At 70.1% G+C, this 19879-nt stretch carries 18 protein-coding genes; 10 read left to right on the top strand and 8 right to left on the bottom strand.

What is annotated here, in order from left to right:
- Positions 1–133: 133 nt before the first annotated feature.
- Together AB0K67_RS15780 and AB0K67_RS15775 are read right to left on the bottom strand one after the other, a co-directional pair.
- Entirely contained in the window at positions 134–1243 is a 1110-nt protein-coding gene (locus tag AB0K67_RS15780; RefSeq protein ID WP_364059381.1) for a trypsin-like serine protease, read from the bottom strand.
- 301 nt (positions 1244–1544) lie between these two features.
- Positions 1545–2720, bottom strand: coding sequence for a serine protease (locus AB0K67_RS15775; protein WP_364059378.1), 1176 nt, complete (start codon positions 2718–2720; stop codon positions 1545–1547).
- Between the two features lie 293 nt (positions 2721–3013).
- Here AB0K67_RS15775 and AB0K67_RS15770 point away from each other — a divergent pair, with 293 nt between their 5' ends.
- From AB0K67_RS15770 to AB0K67_RS15745, 6 genes are all read left to right on the top strand, one after another.
- Complete coding sequence (locus AB0K67_RS15770; protein WP_364059375.1) at positions 3014–4450, top strand: acetyl-CoA synthetase; 1437 nt, start codon at positions 3014–3016, stop codon at positions 4448–4450.
- Between the two features lie 95 nt (positions 4451–4545).
- Positions 4546–4809, top strand: coding sequence for a hypothetical protein (locus AB0K67_RS15765; protein ID WP_364059372.1), 264 nt, complete (start codon positions 4546–4548; stop codon positions 4807–4809).
- Positions 4796–5224: a type II toxin-antitoxin system VapC family toxin gene (locus AB0K67_RS15760; RefSeq protein WP_364059369.1), complete on the top strand. Its 429-nt coding sequence runs from the start codon at positions 4796–4798 to the stop codon at positions 5222–5224. Before AB0K67_RS15765 ends, AB0K67_RS15760 begins: the two co-directional genes overlap by 14 nt.
- 45 nt (positions 5225–5269) lie before the next feature.
- Positions 5270–6148, top strand: a complete 879-nt coding sequence (locus AB0K67_RS15755) for a hypothetical protein (RefSeq protein ID WP_364059366.1) — start codon at positions 5270–5272, stop codon at positions 6146–6148.
- Positions 6149–6310: 162 nt separating this feature from the next.
- Positions 6311–7267, top strand: coding sequence for a zinc-binding dehydrogenase (locus AB0K67_RS15750; protein ID WP_364059363.1), 957 nt, complete (start codon positions 6311–6313; stop codon positions 7265–7267).
- Positions 7268–7341: 74 nt separating this feature from the next.
- Positions 7342–7779, top strand: a complete 438-nt coding sequence (locus AB0K67_RS15745) for an oxygenase MpaB family protein (RefSeq protein WP_364059360.1) — start codon at positions 7342–7344, stop codon at positions 7777–7779.
- Between the two features lie 837 nt (positions 7780–8616).
- On the opposite strand, the gene AB0K67_RS15740 is transcribed toward AB0K67_RS15745, so the two are convergent.
- The 5 genes from AB0K67_RS15740 to AB0K67_RS15720 all read right to left on the bottom strand — a co-directional run bounded on the left by AB0K67_RS15740 (position 8617) and on the right by AB0K67_RS15720 (position 15210).
- Positions 8617–9369, bottom strand: coding sequence for a helix-turn-helix transcriptional regulator (locus AB0K67_RS15740; protein WP_364059357.1), 753 nt, complete (start codon positions 9367–9369; stop codon positions 8617–8619).
- On the bottom strand, positions 9369–10169 hold the full coding sequence (locus tag AB0K67_RS15735) for a DUF4097 family beta strand repeat-containing protein (protein WP_364059354.1): 801 nt from the start codon (positions 10167–10169) through the stop codon (positions 9369–9371). The genes AB0K67_RS15740 and AB0K67_RS15735 overlap by 1 nt, the downstream gene beginning before the upstream one ends.
- Before the next feature lie 122 nt (positions 10170–10291).
- A complete protein-coding gene (locus AB0K67_RS15730) occupies positions 10292–10471 on the bottom strand; it encodes a DUF6104 family protein (protein ID WP_364059351.1) in 180 nt (59 codons plus the stop codon).
- Positions 10472–10728: 257 nt separating this feature from the next.
- A complete protein-coding gene (locus AB0K67_RS15725; RefSeq protein ID WP_364059348.1) occupies positions 10729–14361 on the bottom strand; it encodes a multifunctional oxoglutarate decarboxylase/oxoglutarate dehydrogenase thiamine pyrophosphate-binding subunit/dihydrolipoyllysine-residue succinyltransferase subunit in 3633 nt (1210 codons plus the stop codon).
- 204 nt (positions 14362–14565) lie between these two features.
- Entirely contained in the window at positions 14566–15210 is a 645-nt protein-coding gene (locus AB0K67_RS15720; protein WP_364059345.1) for a phenylalanine--tRNA ligase beta subunit-related protein, read from the bottom strand.
- A 74-nt stretch (positions 15211–15284) separates the two neighbouring features.
- On the opposite strand from AB0K67_RS15720, the gene AB0K67_RS15715 reads away from it, so the two are divergent.
- The 3 genes from AB0K67_RS15715 (at position 15285) to AB0K67_RS15705 (ending at position 17631) form a co-directional block, all read left to right on the top strand.
- The gene (locus AB0K67_RS15715; RefSeq protein WP_364059342.1) at positions 15285–15851 is read left to right on the top strand and encodes a winged helix-turn-helix domain-containing protein; all 567 of its coding nucleotides are present in this window, start codon (positions 15285–15287) and stop codon (positions 15849–15851) included.
- A gap of 28 nt (positions 15852–15879) precedes the next feature.
- The gene (locus AB0K67_RS15710) at positions 15880–17163 is read left to right on the top strand and encodes an MFS transporter (protein WP_364059339.1); all 1284 of its coding nucleotides are present in this window, start codon (positions 15880–15882) and stop codon (positions 17161–17163) included.
- 309 nt (positions 17164–17472) lie between these two features.
- Entirely contained in the window at positions 17473–17631 is a 159-nt protein-coding gene (locus AB0K67_RS15705) for a hypothetical protein (protein ID WP_364059336.1), read from the top strand.
- A gap of 276 nt (positions 17632–17907) precedes the next feature.
- On the opposite strand, the gene AB0K67_RS15700 is transcribed toward AB0K67_RS15705, so the two are convergent.
- Positions 17908–18753, bottom strand: a complete 846-nt coding sequence (locus AB0K67_RS15700; protein WP_364059333.1) for a glutathione S-transferase C-terminal domain-containing protein — start codon at positions 18751–18753, stop codon at positions 17908–17910.
- Positions 18754–18799: 46 nt separating this feature from the next.
- On the opposite strand from AB0K67_RS15700, the gene AB0K67_RS15695 reads away from it, so the two are divergent.
- Positions 18800–19858, top strand: coding sequence for an MBL fold metallo-hydrolase (locus tag AB0K67_RS15695; protein ID WP_364059330.1), 1059 nt, complete (start codon positions 18800–18802; stop codon positions 19856–19858).
- The last annotated feature ends 21 nt before the right edge of the window (positions 19859–19879 follow it).

Below are 19879 nucleotides of genomic sequence, written 5' to 3'. Positions count from 1 at the left end.
CCCGGAACCTACAGCTTTGATCCTCTTCCTGGGAATTTGCTGGAGATCATCCCCGCACGTTCCAAGCGCGCCGTGATCGTCTCGTGACAGAGAAGGCGCTGGACACCTGAGTGGCTCGATCGGTTGCTATGATCTACGTCACATTTGCCGGGGTGGTCAGCCTGGCGGCGTGCCGGTAGACCTCTCCGGTGGTGGTGTCGAAGTAGGGCGACGACACCGCGTCATAGCCGCCCTTGGCGTCCCTGTTCCAGGTCAGGCTGTTGACGCCGTTGAGGCTGCCGAGCCGGCGCGTGTCGTCGTAACCGATCACCCAGGGCCCGCCGCTCGCGCCGGGGCTGAAGTCGCACGGCGCGAGCTCCACGCCCTTTTGCAGGTCGCGGCTCGGCGCGACGGTGAAGCGGGTGGTGCGCTCCGGGCACTTGCGCAGCGTCTTGCCGTTGAACGGGGCCGAGCCGTCGGGCTGCAGCCCCGCCGGGTAGCCGAACGCGGCCACCGAGTACGTGCCGGGCTTCTTGTTCAGCTCGATGCCGAGGCCGCCCACGTTGTCCTGGAGCCGGCCGACGTCCTGCATGACGTAGCCGCCGTTCTTGGCCGTCCAGGTGAAGCCCCGGTGCACGGTGACGAACGCGTAGTCGTAGTCGTAGTCGGCCTTGCCCGACCAGTCCTCGTGCAGGGCGATCGACGAGCCGACGTAGATGCCGTCGGGCGTCTCGCCGTTGGGGCCGGGGTTGGGGACGAAGATCCAGTAGTCGGCGGGCTTGGCGTGGCGGGAGTCGTACGCGCAGTGTCCCGCCGTGGCGACGACGCTGCGGTTCCTGGCCGCGACCGAGGCCGCCGAGCACCAGTACTCCTTGTCGCCGAACCGGAAGAAGACCTTGCCCATGGTCCGCGCGGCGCCGCCCTTGCGCGGCGGCACGGCGTTCACGCTCTGCGCTGCCGTCGAACGCCGGACCGCCGCCACGGGGGCGGCGGATGCGGTGGTGGTCGTGGAGACGTTCTCGGAGGTGCCCGGCGTGGCGGGGTTGAAGCTGTCGGCCTTCTTCAGCCGCTCGGGCTTCCAGTACTCGGCCACCCGCTTGACGTCCGCGGCGGTCTTGGCCAGCGGGGCGGCGTAGACCTTGCTCGTGGGGGCGGCCACCGCGGCCGTCCTGGCCTCCGCGTGCGCGGGCGTCGTGAGCGCAGGCAGCACAAGCAGCGCGCTGCCCAGGGCAGCGGCCGCGAGGTGCCTGGCTCGGGGGATCATGAATTGCCTTTCTCGGGTGGTAACGGTGGATTTTTCCAGAAGTACAGACTCTATTGCAGCTCGGATAGAGATTCGTTACCTGATCAAGAGTGCATCGTGAGCTATAAGGATGTCGTCAGTGATAGCGCGACGATACGCGTAAATGATCATTATCTTGCGGCGTTCGCGCAGGTCAGGGGTGGTGTCAGCGTACCCGAATTTGCGCGTGACGCAGTACCGCGCGCGAGCCGCCCGCGGCGGCTTTCCGTGCACGGCGAGAGGCCCCGGAACCAGGGGAACCGGGGCCTGAGGCGCCGTTCGATCAGCGCGGCATGTTGCCCGTCCAGCGGTTGGCCGCCGCCTTGTAGACCTTGTAGGTGTCGCCGTTGAAGTACGGCGAGGAGATGTGGTCGTAGCGGTCGTTGCCGTCGGTGTCCCACGCGACGCTGTTGACGCCGACGAGGTAGCCGGTGCGCGCGGCGCTGTTGTAGTTGACCAGCAGCGGGCCGCCGCTCGCGCCCGCGGTGAAGGCGCACTTGACGCCGAAGTGCTCCTGGAGGTTGTACTTCTTGGACTCCGGCATCGGCTTGGTCTTGCCGTAGCACCACTTCATGGTCCGCCCGGTGTACGGCCTGTCGCCGTCGGGGTGCTGGCCCGCCGGGTAGCCGAACGAGAACACGTTCAGCTTGGTGCTCCTGTTCCACGTGAAGCCCTGGCCGCCGACGTTGTCGCCGAGCCTGCCGACGTTCTTGACCGTCCAGCGCCAGCGCTTGCCGGCCTTCTCCCAGTCGACCTTGATGCCGTTGTAGACGTTGACGAACGCGTAGTCGTAGTCGTAGTCCTCCTTCACCACGAAGTCGTCGTGGGCGTTGAAGGTCTTGGCGGCGTAGATGCCGTAGGGGGCCTTGCCGGTCCAGGCGGTGTCGCCGTCCCAGTACGACGGGATGAAGACCCAGTTGTCGTAGAAGGTGTTCTTCTTCGTGTCGTACACGCAGTGGGCCGAGGTCGCCACGAGGTTGCGGTACTTGCCCTGCACGGATGTGGCCGAGCAGTAGCGCCAGTTCTTGGGGTTACGGGGGTTGGCCTTCGGCAGCGTGAAGAACACCCGGCCCACGGTGTTGGGCAGGTTGACCTGCTTGCTCTTCGTGCTCTTGGCCTTCTCCGCGCCGATGGGCGGGACGGAGCCGGATGGGCCGTCGGGGGTCTCGCCGCCGGCGCGCTTGAGGCCCTTGGTGGTGAGGTCGAGGCCGTCGTTGTGGTCGGTGGCCCGCTTGACGCGGTCGGGGGTCCAGAACCGGACGGCCTGCTCCGCGGGGGTGGCCGCGTTCCTGGAGACGACGTCGGAACGCGCCGTGCTGCTGCTGGTGGTCGTGGCGGCGGCGGTGCTTGTCGCGGTACCGGCGGTGCCGGCCGCGGCGCTGCTGACCGTCCCTGCCGTGAGCCCGATGGCCATCAGGCCGGCGAGGGGGATCGCGATGCGCCTTGCTCGGGAAGACATGGAGCTCCTCTCAGCTTTCGGCGGCCCAGAGCGGGGTGCTGCGCCCCGGTGGGCCAGGAAAACGCCCGAAACGCTAATGAATGGCTTGAGCGGGCTTCCAGAAAGCGACGAGAAAAAGCATGGGACGGTTCCGTTCTGTTATCTGAATAGCGAATATGCATGTATTCGTGATGGGCATCTCTGCTGGTCGAGGCTGTGTTTAATGTCACTGGCAACAGCTGTAACGGGCATTAGCGTGCGCCACTCGATATGCGGTGCTTATCAACAGAGCGATGTTCTGGTTAGCTGTGCTCATGGATTCACGCACCCCCTGTCTCATCGGCATCGCGCAGCGCACGATTCGCGAGCAACCCGGCCCTGAACCGCTCGATCTGTGGGAGTCGGTCGCGCGCGAGGCCGCCGAGGACGCGCGGCTGCCACCCGACCGGCTCGGCTCGATCCAGATCGTCTGGACCGACTCCTGGCAGTACGACTCGCCCGTCGGCCGCCTCGCCGAGCGTCTCGGGGCCCACCCGCGCCACCGCGCCTACTCGGCCGTCGGCGGCACCGCGCCCCAGCGGCTCATCGGGGAGGCGGCGGCCGGGATCGCGGCGGGCGAGTTCGACAGCGCGCTCGTCGCCGGGGCCGAGGCGCTGGCCACGCGGCGGGCGTACCGGAAGGCGGGGGAACACGCGCCGTGGAGCCACCCCGCCGACCCCAAGCCGCCGTACGGATGGGAGCGCCCGCCGCACCCGTCGGCGCTCGCGCACGGGCTGTTCATGCCCGTGCACACGTACCCGATCATGGAGACCGCCCGCAGGGCCCGGCTCGGCCTCACCATCGAAGAGGAGATGAGCGAGCGGGCCCGGATCATGGCGCCGATGACCGAGGTGGCCGCCGCCAACCCCTACGCCTGGCGCAGGACCGCGCGAACCGCCGACGAGCTCGCCGCCGACCGGCGGTTCGTCGGCTGGCCGTATACGCGCTCCACCGTGGCCGTGCTCGAAGTCGACCAGGCGGCGGCCGTCGTGCTGGCCGGTGCCGGGCTCGCCGACCGGCTGGGCGTGCCTGAGGAGCAGCGGATCTACCTGCGCGGGTGGGCGTACGCCGAGGACACCTGGGAGGTGGCCCCGCGGCCCGACCTCGCCTCGTCCACCGCCGCCGGGGCCGCCGCACGTGCCGCCTTCGAGCGTGCCGGGCTGGAGCTCGGCGACATGGACGCACTCGACGTCTACAGCTGCTTCGCCATCGCGCTGCGCCAGGCGTGCGACGCGTTCGGGCTCGACCCGTGCGATCCGCGCGGGCTCACCGTCACGGGCGGGCTGCCGTACGCGGGCGGGCCCGCCAGCGACTACGTGCTGCACGCGACCGCCACCATGGCCGGGCTGCTGCGCGCCAGGCCCGGGCACGGGATGGTGACCGGCGTCGGGATGCATCTGACCAAGCACACGTGCGCGGTGTGGTCCAGCGAGCCCGGCGGGCGGCTCGGCGACCCTTCGCCCGTGCACGTCGCGCGCGAGGTACCCGTGGTTTCTGCTTACTCGGGCTCCGGGGTGGTGGCCGGGTACACGGTGGCGCACGGGCGGGACGGCGTCGTGGAGAAGGGGTTCGCGGTGGTGGAGGTGCCCGGCGGGCGGGCGTACGCGGTGATCGAGGACGAGGCGCTGGCGACCGAGGCCGAGCAGCGTGAGCTGGTGGGCCAGGAGGTGCGGGTGAGCACGGACGGCAAGGTCAATGTGGCCAGGTGGTGAGGGAAAGCGGATGCGAAGCCGTGTTCGAGTGACTACTATCCGTGGTTGACATTTTTATGTCACGGGCTCACGCTGGAGTCATGCGGAGGACAACCGTGCGCATCGACGAGGCGCTCCTCAACGAGGCGAAGGCGTACGCGGCCAGAAACGGACGGAGTCTCACCTCAGTGATGGAGGACGCCTTGCGGCAACTGCTCAACCGCGCCACGGAGGCGGCCGAACGGCCCCGCGTGGAGCTCGTCACCAGCGACGCGCGGCTCAAGCCGGAGATCGACCTGACCCCTGAGCTCATCTACCACCTGATGGAGCAAGACGACATCGAGGGATACGGAAAGGCGGAGGCCGATGCAGCTCGCTGACGTCAACATCCTCGTCAACGCCTTCCGTACGGAGGCGCCGCACCACGTCGTCTGCCACAAGCTGATCGATGAACAGGTCAACGGCGAATCCGCCTACGCGGTCTCCGACTTTGTGATCAACGGGTTCATCCGCGTGCTCAGCAACGGAGCCATTCACCAGGATCCGCCGGACATGCGGAAGATCCTCACCTTCGCCGACCAGGTGCGAAATCAGCCTCATGCCATCGTCGTCACTCCAGGGAAGCGTCACTGGGAGATCTTCACCAGGCTCTGCAGGCAGACCGACGCCCGGAGAAAGCTCATTCCCGACGCCTATCTCGCCGCGCTGGCCATCGAGCACGGATGTGAGTTCGTGACCTGCGACAGGGATTTCGCCCGGTTCGAGGGGTTGCGCTGGCGGTCGCCGCTCAACTGAACTGAGCACAAGGGCGCACGCCAGCACTACTCGGCTAGGAACGTCGTGGCGGACCGGTTCGACGTCATCGAGTCAGACGAGCGTGGCCACCGCCGATGGGTCGAGTGGACGGTGGTGGTGGCGCTCGTGGCCATCTGCGCCGTCAGTGTGCTCACCAGCCGGGAGCCCGAGCCCGAGACCGACGCCGAAGGGCCGACGCCCGCGCCCATCCGGTCGCTCACCAGGGTCGAGAGCGCGCCCAACATTCTCACCGCGCGGCCCGCCCGCAAGGGCGGCGACGAGCTGCTCGAGGTCGTCTTCCCCGACGGCACCCGCGCCGAGGTGCGCTACCCGGCTAAGCTGGGGCTCGCGGAGATGGGGTCGCGGCCGTTCTGGAGCGCGTGGGTGGACGGCCGCTTCCGGCAGTTCGTGGCCCCTTACGCCGGTGAGATCGAGATCACCCGGGGCGGCAAACCGATCAGGAACTTCACGCCCAACGTCACCCTCTGGCCGCGTCCTGCGGGCAGCGGGGCGCGCGGGCAGGTGCTGCTGTTCGCGTTCGGGCGGTGGCGGCTCGCCCTGCACGACGTCGGGCAGGGGCTGACGTTCGAGCAGCGGATGACGATGGCCCGCCAGGTGAAGGGACGGGTGACCAAGGACGGCTACCTCGTGCTCTCGGCCGGCAAGGGAGTCCGGCTGGCAGCGCCGGGCACGGTCGTGCAGGGCCGTCCCGTGGGGCCGCAGCTCTGGTTCGGCGGCTTGGGGGAGCGGGTGGCCCTCGTTCCGACGCCTGACTGCGCCGACAGGGCGCGGATGCCGGCCGTGATCGACGGGCCCGGGCGGCGCGGCGAGATGGTGTGCCGGGGTGACGTCCTGGTCGCGGTCACCGGGCCACCCGAGTTCCGGCGCACGGTGCTCGACCAGCTCCGCGTCACGCTCACCTGAGCGCGTCCGTGGCCGGCGGCTGAGCGCGGGCGGCTGGTCGCGGGACGGCCCACCTGAGCGGCGGGCGCGCGGTCGCGCGTGCGCATGCTCACTTGAGCGCGGTCTGGTGGCCGCGCCGGTGCGGGGCTGGGGTGACGGGATGGGCTGAAGTAGGGTGCGGCCATGTTCGCCGTTACCGCCACACAGATCGATCCCGACAATCCGCTCACCGGGCTGACGCTGGGCGAGCACCCCGAGCCGAAGGTGCCGGACGGGTGGACGACGGTCACCGTACGCGCCGCCGCGCTCAACCACCACGACCTGTGGACGCTCAAGGGCGTCGGCATCACTCAGGACCGCCTGCCGATCGTGCTGGGCTGCGACGCCGCCGGCGTGGACGAGGACGGCAACGAGGTCATCGTGCACTCCGTGATCGGCTCGGGCCCCGACGAGACGCTCGACCCGAAGCGGTCGCTGCTGTCGGAGGTGCACGACGGCACGTTCGCGGACCGGGTGGCGGTGCCGCGCCGCAACCTGGTGCCCAAGCCCGCCGCGCTGAGCTTCGAGCACGCCGCCTGCCTGCCGACGGCGTGGCTGACCGCGTACCGGATGCTGTTCGACAAGGCCGGGCTGCAGCCCGGCTCGACCGTGCTCGTGCAGGGCGCGGGCGGCGGCGTGGCGACGGCGCTGATCGCGCTCGGCCGGGCGGCCGGATACCGCATCTGGGCCACCAGCCGCTCGGAGAGCAAGCGGCAGCGGGCCCTGGAGCTGGGCGCCGACCAGGTGTTCGAGCCGGGGGCGCGGCTGCCCGAGCGGGTGGACGCGGTGATGGAGACCGTCGGCCAGGCCACCTGGAGCCACTCGCTCAAGTCGCTCAAGCCGGGCGGGCGCATCGTGGTGTCCGGGGCGACCAGCGGCGCGGTGCCGCCGGCCGACCTGCAGCGGGTCTTCTTCCTGCAGCTGTCGGTGGTCGGCTCGACGATGGGCACGCTGGAGCAGCTGCGGCGGCTCGCGGTGTTCCTGGAGCAGACCGGGGTGCGGCCGGTGGTCGACCGGGTGATGCCGATGACGGAGGCGCGCGACGGCTTCGCAGCCCTGGCGTCGGGCGAGATCTTCGGAAAGATCGTCTTTACCCGGTGAATAAGTGACAAGTTACTTCTGCTGGCTTCTGGGCGATACAGAGGGGATGGGCCCCTCACCCAGGAGTGATCAGCATGGACGTTGTGCCGTTCGGCCCGGGCTCGATGCACTGGGACACCGCCGGCGAGTACCGCAACCTCCTCGTCGCCGGCAGCGCGCTGGTGCTTCAGATCATGCATCCGGCGGTGGGGGCGGCGGTCGCCGAGCACTCCACGTACCGGCAGGATCCCTGGGGGCGGCTGCAGCGCACGCTGATCTCCGTGCAGAAGTGGGTGTACGGCGGGGCCGAAGGGCCCGCAGAGGGGCGGCGGCTGCGGCGGTTACACGCGCCGATCGGCGGCGTGGACGCGCGCGGGCGGCGCTACCACGCCCTCAACGGTGAGGCGTGGGCGTGGGTGCATCTGACGCTGTTCGAGCGCTTCATCGCGCTCAACCGGTACTTCGGCACGCCGTACACCGAGGAGCAGCAGCGGCGCTTCTACGAGGAGTCGCGGCAGCTCGCGGCGATATGACTCGCGCGGGCCTGCGGGTGCCCGAACGTGAGGTGCCGCGCGACCTGCCGCCCCGGCGGTACCGCCTCCGCTACATGCCCTCGCCTACCACGCCCGCCGCGCCGAACGCCGCTCCTGCCGCGACGCCGCCTGACTCTCGCCTGCCGGTAGGCGGCCCCCACCTTGGGGCTGACGACGTGGGATCGCCGGGGCCCGGCTCGCACGCCTGCTCGAGCGCGCCCGGCTCGCACTCCATGCTGTCTCGCGCTCCATGCTGTGGGGTGGGCGTCATGCTGCGGGGTGGGCGTCTGGTCGCGCACCGCCCATAGCGGGGCGGCGGGGTGTTGCGCCGGGCGAGGGGTGAGGCTTCGGGCACTTGGCCGGAGGGCGGCTGGTGCGCGGGGCCGTAGGAGATCGAGCGGGATCGTGCTCAGCGGTGGTCGGGGCGTAGGTCGGTGGGCGTCTGGGCGGAACGCGCCTGTGGCCGTCGGACCGGTCAAAGGAAGGCGGTCGATTCGCGCCAGTGGCCGTCGGACCGTGTGCGGGAAGGCGGTCGATCCGCGCCGCCTGGCCTGCGTGTGGCTGCGGGCGGCGCAGGACGGCCGGGGCGCATGGCTGGTCAGCGGTGACCGCTGCGCGCGCCTGGCCGAGGGCGGCCTGTTCGCGTGCCCGGCCTCGGCGAGCCGCAGAGGTTCGGGGCGTGCGACTCCCGGCAGGCCCCGGTGGTCGGGGCGCGGGTCTCGGGGCGGCTCCCGGTGGTCGGGGCGCGGGTCCCGGGGCGGCTCCCGGTGGTCGGGGCGCGGGTCCCGGGGCGGGCCCCGGTGGTCGGGGGCGTGGGTTTCGGGGCGGGCCCGGTGGTCAACGTTCGAGGATTTCTCTTACGTTGCGGGAGGCGGCGTCGAGGGCGGCGCGGAGGTCGGCGAGCTTCCGCGGGGTCAGCCGGGCCTGCGATGCCTCGCGGCGGGCCTGCCCGACGAAGTCGGCGAGGAGCTCGCCCAGCTCGGCGTCCAGGGCGGCGCGGTTGGCGGGGCCGTCGGACGGCGGGCCGCCGAGCGTGCTCCACGCCTCCTGCCAGATCCTGCGCCACTCTCTGCGCAGCCGCTCGCTCTCGTCCTGCCAGTGCGAGGCGTGCTCCATCCACTGGCGCTTCTGCTCGTCGCGCAGCCGCTTGAGCGCCTCCTTCTGCCGCTGTCGCTGCCGCCGGGCGTCCTCGGCGGTCCCGGTGCGTACGTCCCGCGCCATCCGGGTCAGCTCTTCGCGCAGCGACTTGACGGTGTCGCGGACGTCCTCCTTGACCTCGCGGGCGATGTCGCGGACGGAGGCGGAGATCTCCTGTTCGAGGTCGGCGAGTTCGTCGAGCCGGTCGTTGAGCTCGTCGCGTCCCTTGTCGGTGATGGAGAAGACCTTCTTGCCCGAGACCACCTCGTGGGTCACCAGGCCCTCTTCCTCCAGCCGGGCCAGGCGCGGGTAGATGGTGCCGGGAGAGGGCGAGTAGACGCCGAGGAAGCGGTCCTGGAGCAGCCGGATGACCTCGTAGCCATGGCGCGGGCTCTCGCTCAGCAGCTTCAGCAGGTACAGCCGGAGCCGGCCGTGACCGAAGACAGGGCTCATTACCTCTCTCCCTTGAGCAGCGCGACCTCGCCGTTGACCGTGATGGCCGACAGGGAGGCCATGCCGCCGCCGAGTCGTCCCGACATCGACTTGCTGCCGGGAGCGCTCTTGGTGGACAGTTCCTCGAACGTGCTGACGAGCCGCCCGGAGGTGGACTTGACGCTGACGTCCGCCTCCACGTTCTTGGGCAGCCTGACCAGGATGTCACCGGAGACGCTGTTGAGCGTCACATGCCCGGTGGGGCGGAGCATGAGGTCGGCGGTGATGCGGCCGGAGACGGTGCTGGCCTTCAGCCGCCGCGGCGTGCCCTTGGCCACGGTGAGGTCGCCTGAGACGCTGATGAACGACAGATCGCCCTCCATGGCCCGGCTCTCGACCGCGCCGGAGACGGTGTTGGCCAGCACCTCCCCGCTGACGCCGTCGAGCACGATGTCGCCGGAGACGCTCTTGACGTTCGTGACCCGCTCGAACCCGGCGACCACGGCCGGGGCCGTCACCACGCCCGCCTTGACCCGGCAGGTCCTGGGGACGGCGATGGACAGCACGGTTCTGCGTTTGTCGCGGCGCAGCCAGCCGAGCAGGCCGTCCCAGGTGAGGTCGCGGTAGGCGACGGTGAGCGTGCGGGTCTCCTCTTCGTAGGTGACGAGCAGCGGGGAGGCCGAGTCGATCTCGGCGACCTCCAGGGTGGACGAGCCGTCGCTGGCCAGGACGTCGAGCCGGCCGGCGACGATGCGTACATCGAGGTCGTCGACCTGGTCGAACGTGAGCCGGTCCGGCGCGTCGATCGTCCACTGCGGCATGCTTCCCACCCCTTCTCCACGGACATCGTCTCTACGCAAAACACGATATGTCGCGTTCGAGTCGAACTCAAGATGTATCGCGTCCTGTTTTCGAGACTACCGCCGTGGCCCCGGGCGTGCGGTCACTCGTCCTCGTCGTCGTCCAGCCGCGCCAGCCACGTGGCCAGCCGCTCGATCGGCGTTTCGAACTCGGGGTTGAGGTCGACGAACTCGCGCAGCCGCTCGCCCAGCCACAGCAGGCTGACCTCTTCCTCGCCGCGCCGCTCGACCAGCTCTTCGATCCCCCGATCGGTGAAGTACATCGTCCTCCCTCGAACCTTCCTGGGGCGCGCCCCAGCGCCCCGCCCCGACTTTAGCCTGCCGTGACAGCAGTGAGCCCCCGGCCACCGAAGGCAGGGGGCTCACCGGAGGTCACGCGAGCCGGTGATCACGAGCCGGCGATCGCGAGCCGGTGATCACGAGCCGGCGATCACGAGCCGGTGATCACGAGCCGGTGATCACGAGCCGGCGTTCGCGAGTCGATGATCAAACGCGGGTGATCACGCGAGCTCGCACGAGATCAGCCGAAGATCTGGCGCAGGATCTCCTCGGACTCACGGTCGTGCTGGTTGTGCGAACCGGTCGCCGGCGAGCTGTTGGGCGTACGCGACACCCGCCGGATCGGCCGGCCGCCCAGCGTCTGCGGGTCCTCGGCCAGCTTGAGCGTGAGGTACGGCCACGGGCCCATGTTGACCGGCTCGTCCTGAGCCCAGACCAGCTCGGCCTGCGCGCCGTAGCGGCCCAGCTCGGCGGCCAGCTCCTCCGCCGGGAACGGGTAGAGCCGCTCCAGCCGGACCAGCGCCACGTCGTCGCGCCCGAGCTTCTCGCGCTGCGCCAGCATCTCGTAGTAGATCTTGCCGGAGCTGAGCACCACCTTGGTCACCTTCGCCGGGTCCACGGTGGTGTCACCGAGGACCGGCTGGAAGGTGCCCGAGGTGAAGTCGGACGCCTTGGACGTGGCCGCCTTGTGGCGCAGCAGCCACTTCGGCGTGAAGACCACCAGCGGCTTACGCCGGCCCGACTGCACCTGCCAGCGCAGCAGGTGGAAGTAGTTGGCCGGCGTGGTGGGCTGGGCGACGGTCATGTTGTCGAGCGCGCAGACCTGGAGGAAGCGCTCGATGCGGGCCGAGGAGTGGTCGGGACCCTGACCCTCGTAGCCGTGCGGCAGCAGCAGCACGACCGAGGACTTCTGGCCCCACTTCTGCTCGCCCGAGGCGATGAACTCGTCGATGATCGTCTGGGCGCCGTTGACGAAGTCGCCGAACTGCGCCTCCCAGCAGACCAGGGCGTCGGGCCGGACCACGCTGTAGCCGTACTCGAAGCCGAGCGCCGCGAACTCGCTGAGCAGCGAGTCGTAGACGTAGAACTTCGTGGTGCCCTCGTTGAACGCCTTGAGCGGGGTGTGCTCGGCCCCGGTCATGCGGTCGACGAGGACGGCGTGGCGCTGGGTGAACGTACCGCGCCGGGAGTCCTGGCCGACCAGGCGCACCGGGTGGCCGTCGATGAGCAGCGAGCCGAAGGCCAGCGTCTCGCCCATCGCCCAGTCGATCGCGTCCTGCTCCACCATCTGGCCGCGGCGCTGCAGCACCGGCGCGAGACGCGGGTGCGGCGTGAAGCCCTCGGGGAGGTTGAGCTGGGTGTCGACGATGCGCTTGAGCGTCTCGTCGGTGATCGCGGTGTGGGTGTCGGCGTGGGACCACTTGACGACCTCGGCCGGCGGCACCCGCATGGCGGCCGCCTCCTGAGGCTTCTTCGCCGCCTCGCGGACCTCGGTGAACGCCTGCTCCAGCTTGGCCTGGTAGTCGCGCAGCGCCTGCTCGGCCTCTTCGACCGTGATGTCGCCGCGGCCGATCAGGGCCTCGGTGTAGAGCTTGCGGGTCGAGCGCTTGGCGTCGATGAGGTCGTACATCAGCGGCTGGGTGAAGGCGGGGTTGTCGCCCTCGTTGTGGCCGCGGCGGCGGTAGCAGATGAGGTCGATGACGACGTCCTTGCGGAACGCCTGCCGGTATTCGTAGGCCAGCCGGCCCACGCGCACCACGGCCTCGGGGTCGTCGCCGTTGACGTGGAAGATCGGCGCCTGGATCATCCGCGCGACGTCGGTGGCGTAGACCGACGAACGGGACGAGGCGGGCGAGGTGGTGAAGCCGACCTGGTTGTTGACCACGACGTGGACGGTGCCGCCGGTGCGGTAGCCGCGCAGCTGCGACAGGTTGAGCGTCTCGGCCACGACGCCCTGGCCGGCGAAGGCCGCGTCGCCGTGGACGAGGACGGGAAGGACGGTGAAGCCCTCCTCGCCGCGCTCGAGGAGGTCCTGCTTGGCGCGGACGACGCCCTCGAGCACCGGGTCGACCGCCTCCAGGTGGGAGGGGTTGGCGACCACGGACGCGGTGATGGTCTTGCCGCTCGGCGCGGTGAACGTGCCGGTGGCGCCCAGGTGGTACTTCACGTCGCCGGAGCCGTGGGCGGTGCGCGGGTCGATGTTGCCCTCGAACTCGCCGAAGATCTGCGCGTAGGACTTGCCCACGATGTTGGCGAGCACGTTGAGGCGGCCGCGGTGGGCCATGCCGATGACGACCTCGTCGAGGTCTTCGTCGGCGGCCTTGCTGATCACCGAGTCGAGCAGCGGGATGAGGGACTCGCCGCCCTCCAGCGAGAAGCGCTTCTGGCCGACGAACTTCGTCTGCAGGAAGGTCTCGAACGCCTCGGCGGTGTTGAGCCGCGACAGGATGTTGAGCTGCTCGTCACGCGCGGGCGACTTGTGCGGCTTCTCCACCCGCTCCTGGATCCAGGCCCGCTCCTCGGGGTTCTGGATGTGCATGTACTCGATGCCGACCGTACGGCAGTAGGAGTCGCGCAGCACGCCCAGGATGTCGCGCAGCTTCATCAGCGGACGGCCGCCGAAACCGCCCGTGGCGAACTCGCGCTCCAGGTCCCACAGCGTCAGGCCGTGGCTCTGGATGTCGAGGTCGGGGTGCTTGCGCTGCTTGTACTCCAGCGGGTCGGTCTCGGCCATCAGGTGGCCGCGCACGCGGTAGGCGTGGATCAGCTCCAGCACGCGAGCGGACTTGGCCACGTCGTCGTCGTGGGAGGCCGAGATGTCCTGGACCCAGCGGACCGGCTCGTACGGGATCCGCAGCGCCTCGAAGATCTCGTCGTAGAAGCCGTCCTCGCCGAGCAGCAGCCGGTGGATCTGGCGCAGGAAGTCGCCCGACTGGGCGCCCTGGATGATCCGGTGGTCGTAGGTGCTGGTCAGCGTCATGACCTTGGAGACGGCCAGGCGCGACAGCGTGTCGGGCGATGCGCCCTGGTATTCGGCCGGGTATTCCATGGCGCCGACGCCGATGATGGTGCCCTGGCCGGGCATCAGGCGGGGGACGGAGTGGACGGTGCCGATGGTGCCGGGGTTGGTCAGCGAGATGGTGGTGCCGGTGAAGTCGTCGACCCCGAGCTTGCCCGCCCGGGCCTTGCGCACGATCTCCTCGTAGGCCATCCAGAACTGCCGGAAGTCCATCTGCTCGGCGGCCTTGATGGAGGGCACGAGGAGCTGGCGCTCGCCGTTGCTCTTCTGGACGTCGATCGCCAGGCCGAACCCGACGTGCTCGGGCTTGACCAGGGTGGGCTTGCCGTCGATCTCCGCGTAGGAGTAGTTCATCTCCGGCATGGTCTTCAGCGCCTTGACGATCGCGAACCCGATCAGGTGCGTGAAGGAGACCTTGCCTCCGCGACCCCGCTTGAGGTGATTGTTGATCACAATGCGGTTGTCGATGAGCAGCTTGGCCGGGATGGCGCGGACGCTGGTCGCGGTCGGCACCGACAGCGACGCGTCCATGTTGGCGGCCGTGCGTGCCGCCGCGCCGCGCAGCCTGACCTCTTCGGCGCCCTGGGGCACCGGGGTGGCCGGCTGCTTCGGCTTTTCGGCCGGTGGCGCCTTCGGCGCCTGGGGAGGCGCGGGCGCGGTCACACTGCCGTTCGCCGCCTCCCTGGCCGGGGATCGGCCCGGTCCATAGTCAGGGTTGTAGTCAGCGAAGAAGTTCCACCAGGCCTTGTCGACAGACTCAGGATCTTGGAGGTACTTCTGATACAGCTCGTCGACAAGCCATTCGTTCTGACCAAAGCTTGCCAGCGGGTTTGTCCGCGACGACTCAGACGACACGGCGGAAATCGCCCTCTTCCGCAGATCGGCGTTGATGTTAGAGAACCTGTCCAAGGCTACTCGCCCAGACCGGTAGCGCGCGCCCAAGAGGGCGTGCCGCCTCGAACGATCGTCTCAGGACCGTGCAAAGACGTCACGCCCCCCTCGTCAATCCGGGTGGTGCAGCCTTTATTACTCTTTGGTATCAACACCGTGGGCGGAGGTTTATTTCCCGGATGTCAGTACTCTGCGCGCGATGCTGACGTCCGGCGACAGCTCCCTGAGGAGTGCGGCCAGCTCATCGCCTGCCTGCTCCAGCTCCTCCAGCGACATCGGCTCGAGGCGTTCGAGCAGGAAGATCGCGTTGGTGGTCTCCTCGGTGAGCCGGGTGCGCACGACCTGGCGCCAGTTCCAGCGGCGGCAGGTGACGCCGATGTCGTCGCGCCAGATGACCTCACCGGGCTCGGGCTGCCCGAGCGCCTCCTCCGACGGCTCGTCGCCGGTGGCGCGCACCAGCCGGGCGGGGCCTGAGTAGCGGTCGAGGTCCTCGCCGCCGATGGGCAGCGCGTGCTTGACGCTCACCGAGTTGTACGCGTCGACCGCCAGGTTGATCTCCGGCAGCGGCATGCGCCGGGTGAGCGCGTCGACCGAGGGCCTGGTGCGCGACGGCTTGGCGCCGAACGCGCGGTAGGCGTCCTTCCAGGCGTCGATCTTGGCCGTCTGGACCTCCACCTCGGCCGCCTCTTTCAGCCAGCCGCGCGACCTGTCGTCCGTGGGCCCGTTGCGCAGGCCGTGTGCGGTCATGGCGAGCACCGCGAAGTCGGGGCGGAGTGCGAAGACGGAGTCGTCAACCCAGATGTCGTCGAGCATCCCCACAGTCTAGGAGCGCGCAAAACCGCAAAAGTACCTTTGCAAAATTGCTTTTGCGGGTTATCGTCGGCGGCATGGAGGACCGCTACAAGATCAGTGATCCGCAGGCGCTCAAGGTGGTCGCACACCCGCTGCGCGGCCGGCTGCTCGGCCTGCTGCGCACCGAAGGGCCCGCCACGGCCAGCGAACTGGGCCGCAAGACGGGGGAGAGCTCGGGCTCGACCAGCTATCACCTGCGCGAGCTGTTCAAGTACGGCTTCATCGAGGAGGACCCGGGCGGCCGTGACGGCCGCGAGCGCCGCTGGCGCGCCCGCCACCGCTACACCTCGTGGAACAGCCGCGAGATGGTCGGCGTGCCGGGCGGGCGCGAGGCGGTCGAGGTCATCAGGACCCGGCAGGCCGAGGTGCTGGCGGAGCGGATCCTGGGGTTCGACGAGGACGACTGGCCGCCGGAGTGGGTCGAGGCGGCGGGCGTGGACGACCACTTCGCCGAGCTGCCGCCGCAGGCGCTCGCCGAGTTCATGAGGCGGGCCGAGGAGCTGCTCGGCGAGCTCACCGCCCGGTACGCGGGCGCGCAGGACAGCCGCCCCGTCCACCTGTTCGTGGGCGGCTTCCCGCAAAAGCGGGAGGAACGGACGTGACGGCCCCGCGAGAACGGAAGGAGCGGACGTGACCGCGCGCTCGGCTCTGCGGCGTTACATGCTCGTCAGCTTCCTGACCTGGCTGCCCACCGGGCTCCAGATGACCGTCATGGTGCTGCTGATGAGCGAGCGCGGGCTCGGCCTGGCGGAGATCGGGCTGGCTACGATGGTGTTCTCGGTCGTCACCGTGAGCCTGGAGCTGCCCACCGGCGGGCTGTCCGACGTCGTGGGGCGGCGCGTGGTGCTGGCCGCATCGGCCGCGTTCACCGTGGCGGCGCTCGTGCTGATGAGCGTCTCGACGACGTTCTGGATGTTCCTGGCCAGCGGCGTGCTCAAGGGCGTGGCGCGGGCGCTGTCGAGCGGCCCGGCCACCTCCTGGTACGTCGACACGCTGCACGCCGTCGAGGGCCGGGAAGCCGACCTCGCGCCCGGCCTGGCCAAGGGCGCGATGATGGAGTCCGTCGCCCTGTGCACGGGCGTGCTGGGCGGCGGCTGCCTGCCGCTGCTGGTGCCGTCGTCGCTGATGTTCCCGCTGGCCGCGCCGCCGCTTGCGGGGGTGGTGGCCGCCGCGGCGCTGCTGGTCGTGGTGCTGTTCGCGCTGCCCGAGCCGGCCCGCGCGCGCAGGTCGCTCGGTGGCGTGCTGCGCGAGGTGCCCGCCACGGTCGTGGGCGGCGTCCGGCTGGCGGCGGGAGCGCCGGTGCTGCGCCGCATGATGGGCGCCGCCGCCGTCTCCGGCCTCATGCTGGTGAGCGTCGAGCTGCTCACGCCGGGCCGGCTGGCCGAGCTGGCGGGCACGGCCGAGCGGGGCAGCCTGTTCTACGCGGTGGTCGCGGCGCTCGGGTTCGCCGGCAGCGCGGCGGGCAGCGCGCTCGCGCCCCGTACGGCCGCGCTGGCGGGCGGCTCGGCGCGGGGAGCGATGGCAGGGACGCTGCTGAGCGCGCTCGCCGTCGCGGCGCTCGCCGCCACGTCGTCGCTCGACGGACTCGCGGGTACGGCGAGCGCCGGTGTGGCCTACGTCGTGCTGTTCGTCGGCGCCGCGATCACCTCGGTGCTCTGCCTGGAGCTGACGCACAACGCGGTGACCGCGGCCGAGCGCATCACCGTGACCTCGACCGGCTCGCTGGCGTTACAGGGCGGCAGCGCGGTGGGGAACCTGGCGCTCGGCGCGCTGGCCGCCCAGGCGGGCCTGGCGTGGGCGTGGACGGTCGTGGTCGTGGTGCTGCTGGCCTCGGTCCTGTTCTTCGTACGGCTGCCGGTGGCTCAAGGCTCCAGTCCGGCTCAGGCCCCGCGGGCGCGATCCGGCTCGGGTTGATGCCGATCCGCGGCCTGCTCGGTCGTCGTCCGGGCGGGCTGTCGTCGTCCGGGCGGGCTGAATGCCCCCACGCCGGGGGATCCGGCAAGGCGGCCCCCGACCCCGTCCGAATGGTGCCGGTCGTTCCGGATTTGCGGCTTTGTTGCTCCACGTTGGTTCACGGATCGGGAAAGAATTCTTGCGACACGCCGATCACTTGAATGCATCGGTCCTGGTAGATGCGCGATGATCCTCGGCATGCCAGGAATACCAGGGAGAGTGCAGCGGCCTAAGGGGACCGGTGGGGGCAATGTGCCTTTGCAGACCCGTGTGCCGGAAGTGCTCAAGAAGCGATTCGACCTGGCCGCCAAGCGGCGCGGGATCTCGTTGTCGCTCTACATGGAGTGGTTGATCGATCTGGACCCGGAGGCGCCCACGCCTGCCGAGGTTCTGGCCGAGGAGGGCGGCGACAGGCTTCTGACCGCATAAAAAGGCAGGCCCCGGCAGGCCGGCGGCACGCGCCAGAGGGGGCGGCCTTACCGCCCGCCTTCCTGGCAGAGAGGAGGGCCTCAGGGGCGGGCGTCCCGGGCGGCCTGCGCGCCGGCCGCCCCGGCCGGCCTGCCTGGGCGTGGGCGGGTCGTGACCGCCCAGGCCGGCCCCAGGCAGGGCGTGGGTGAGGCGTGGTCGCGGTGCTGACGGCCCCGGGCAGGGTGTGGGCGGGTCGTGGTCGCGGTGCCGGCGGCCCCGGGCCGCCGGTGGCCGGAGCTAGAGGCTCCAGTCCAGCTCAGGCCCCACGGGCACGATCCGGCTCGGATTGATGTTGGTCTGCGTCATGTAGTAGTGGCGCTTGATCTGGTCGAAGTCGGTGGTCTCGCGGAAGGCCGGGATGGCGTAGAGGCGGCGCGCGTACGCCCACAGCGCCGGATAGTCCACCAGCCGCCGGACCGAGCACTTGAAGTGCGAGTAGTAAACGGTGTCGAAGCGGGCCAGCGTGGTGTAGAGGCGGATGTCGCTGTCGGTGAGCGTGTCGAAGAGGAACTCCGACTCCGCCAGGCGCACCTCGAGGAAGTCGAGGGTGGTGAACACGCGGGCCACCGCCTCCTCGTACGCCTGCTGGCTCCGCGAGAAGCCCGCCTCGTAGACCGCGTTGTTGAGCCCGTGGTAGAGGCGGTCGTTCATGATGTCGATGTCGGGACGCAGGCGCTCAGGATAGAGGTTGGGCGAGGTGCCCCAGGACATCTCCAGATCGAGGGTGATCTGGGGGAAGTCGTTGGTGACGATGCGCTTTTCCTTGATGTCCCAGATGCAGGGGACGGTGTAGCGGCCGGTGTAGCCGGGGTCGGTGGCGTGGTAGAGCTCCGACAGGTATTCGGGGTCGCCGCCGGGGACGCGCCAGCCCTTCTCGTCGCGGATGGGGTCGGTGATGGCGACCTCGAGCAGCTCCTCCAGGCCGAGGAGCTTGCGGACGATCAGTACGCGCTGGGCCCACGGGCAGGCGTAGGAGGCGTAGAGGCGGTAACGGCCGGGCTCGGGCGGGCCGAGCCGTTCCGTGAAACGGTTCGGCTGGCGGACGAAGCGGCCATCATCGGAGATCTCGCGGCTCGGCTTCATGACCCCTAGTAGAACACGATTCTGTGACAGAACTATATTCGGGCGTGTGGCGAAATTTGTGGTGACCCCCGCGAACGCGGCACAGCGGGAGGCATGGGCCGGTGGGAGCGTTCCCGGCGTCGAGCGCGTACGCCCCGGCCTGTGGTCCATCCCGGTGCCGATCCCCATCAACCCCCTCCGGTACGTGCTGGTCTACGCGCTCGAACTCCCCGACGGCGTCGCGATCATCGACGCCGGATGGAACACCGACGAGGCGTACGACGCGCTCGTGGCCGGCCTGGGGGTGGCCGGGTACGCGATCACCGACGTCAAAGGGGTGCTCGTCACCCACATCCACCCCGACCACTACGGCCTGGCCGGGCGGGTCCGCGAGGTGTCGGGCGCCTGGATCGCGCTGCACCCCGCCGACGCCCGCCTGATCCGCGAGCGCTACGACGACGACGTGATCGACGCCCTGGTGCGGCGGGAGCGGGCGCTGCTGCGCCGCTGCGGCGTGCCCGAGCTGACGCTGGACGAGCTGGCCGGCGCGTCCATGATGATCAGGCACGTGGTCACCATGGCCAAGCCGGACCGCCTGGTCGAGGACGGCGACGACCTGGGCCTGCCCGGCTGGGACCTGCGCGCCGTCTGGACCCCCGGTCACTCGCCCGGCCACCTGTGCTTCGTCTCGCCCGAGCGGCGGGTGCTGTTCTCCGGCGACCACGTGCTCGCGAAGATCACGCCGATCGTGGCCGTGCACCCGCAGTCGGGGCCGAACCCGCTCGCCGACTACCTCGACGCGCTGGCCGCCGTGCGCAAGCTGGAGGTGGACGAGGTGCTGCCCGCCCACGAGTACCGCTTCCTGGAGCTGGCCGAGCGGGTGGACGCCGTGATGGCGCACCACGACGCGCGCCTCGCCGAGATCGAACGGGTGCTCGCCGAGGGCGGCGCGGCGGCCTGCTGGGACGTCGCCACCAGGCTCACCTGGTCGCGGCCGTGGGAGACGATCCCGCCGTTCATGCGGCGCTCGGCCAACAACGAGACGCTGGCGCACCTGGCCTGGCTTGAGGCCAAGGGCAGGGTGGTGCGCGAGCCGGGCGAGCCGGACCTGTGGCACGCGCCTTAAGGCGATCGCGAGCGGGGCGAG

The sequence above is a fragment of the Nonomuraea sp. NPDC052634 genome, from assembly GCF_040678535.1.
Lineage (GTDB): Bacteria > Actinomycetota > Actinomycetes > Streptosporangiales > Streptosporangiaceae > Nonomuraea > Nonomuraea fastidiosa.
This window is presented reverse-complemented; position numbering and strand designations above follow the sequence as displayed.

Coding starts and splice junctions, on each gene's coding strand:
- AB0K67_RS15735 (WP_364059354.1), bottom strand. CDS start 10,169: ATGCCGCAGTGGACGATCGACGCGCCGGACCGGCTCACGTTCGACCAG.
- AB0K67_RS15750 (WP_364059363.1), top strand. CDS start 6,311: ATGTTCGCCGTTACCGCCACACAGATCGATCCCGACAATCCGCTCACC.
- AB0K67_RS15720 (WP_364059345.1), bottom strand. CDS start 15,210: ATGCTCGACGACATCTGGGTTGACGACTCCGTCTTCGCACTCCGCCCC.
- AB0K67_RS15715 (WP_364059342.1), top strand. CDS start 15,285: ATGGAGGACCGCTACAAGATCAGTGATCCGCAGGCGCTCAAGGTGGTC.
- AB0K67_RS15770 (WP_364059375.1), top strand. CDS start 3,014: ATGGATTCACGCACCCCCTGTCTCATCGGCATCGCGCAGCGCACGATT.
- AB0K67_RS15760 (WP_364059369.1), top strand. CDS start 4,796: ATGCAGCTCGCTGACGTCAACATCCTCGTCAACGCCTTCCGTACGGAG.
- AB0K67_RS15700 (WP_364059333.1), bottom strand. CDS start 18,753: ATGAAGCCGAGCCGCGAGATCTCCGATGATGGCCGCTTCGTCCGCCAG.
- AB0K67_RS15730 (WP_364059351.1), bottom strand. CDS start 10,471: ATGTACTTCACCGATCGGGGGATCGAAGAGCTGGTCGAGCGGCGCGGC.
- AB0K67_RS15775 (WP_364059378.1), bottom strand. CDS start 2,720: ATGTCTTCCCGAGCAAGGCGCATCGCGATCCCCCTCGCCGGCCTGATG.
- AB0K67_RS15745 (WP_364059360.1), top strand. CDS start 7,342: ATGGACGTTGTGCCGTTCGGCCCGGGCTCGATGCACTGGGACACCGCC.
- AB0K67_RS15780 (WP_364059381.1), bottom strand. CDS start 1,243: ATGATCCCCCGAGCCAGGCACCTCGCGGCCGCTGCCCTGGGCAGCGCG.
- AB0K67_RS15740 (WP_364059357.1), bottom strand. CDS start 9,369: ATGAGCCCTGTCTTCGGTCACGGCCGGCTCCGGCTGTACCTGCTGAAG.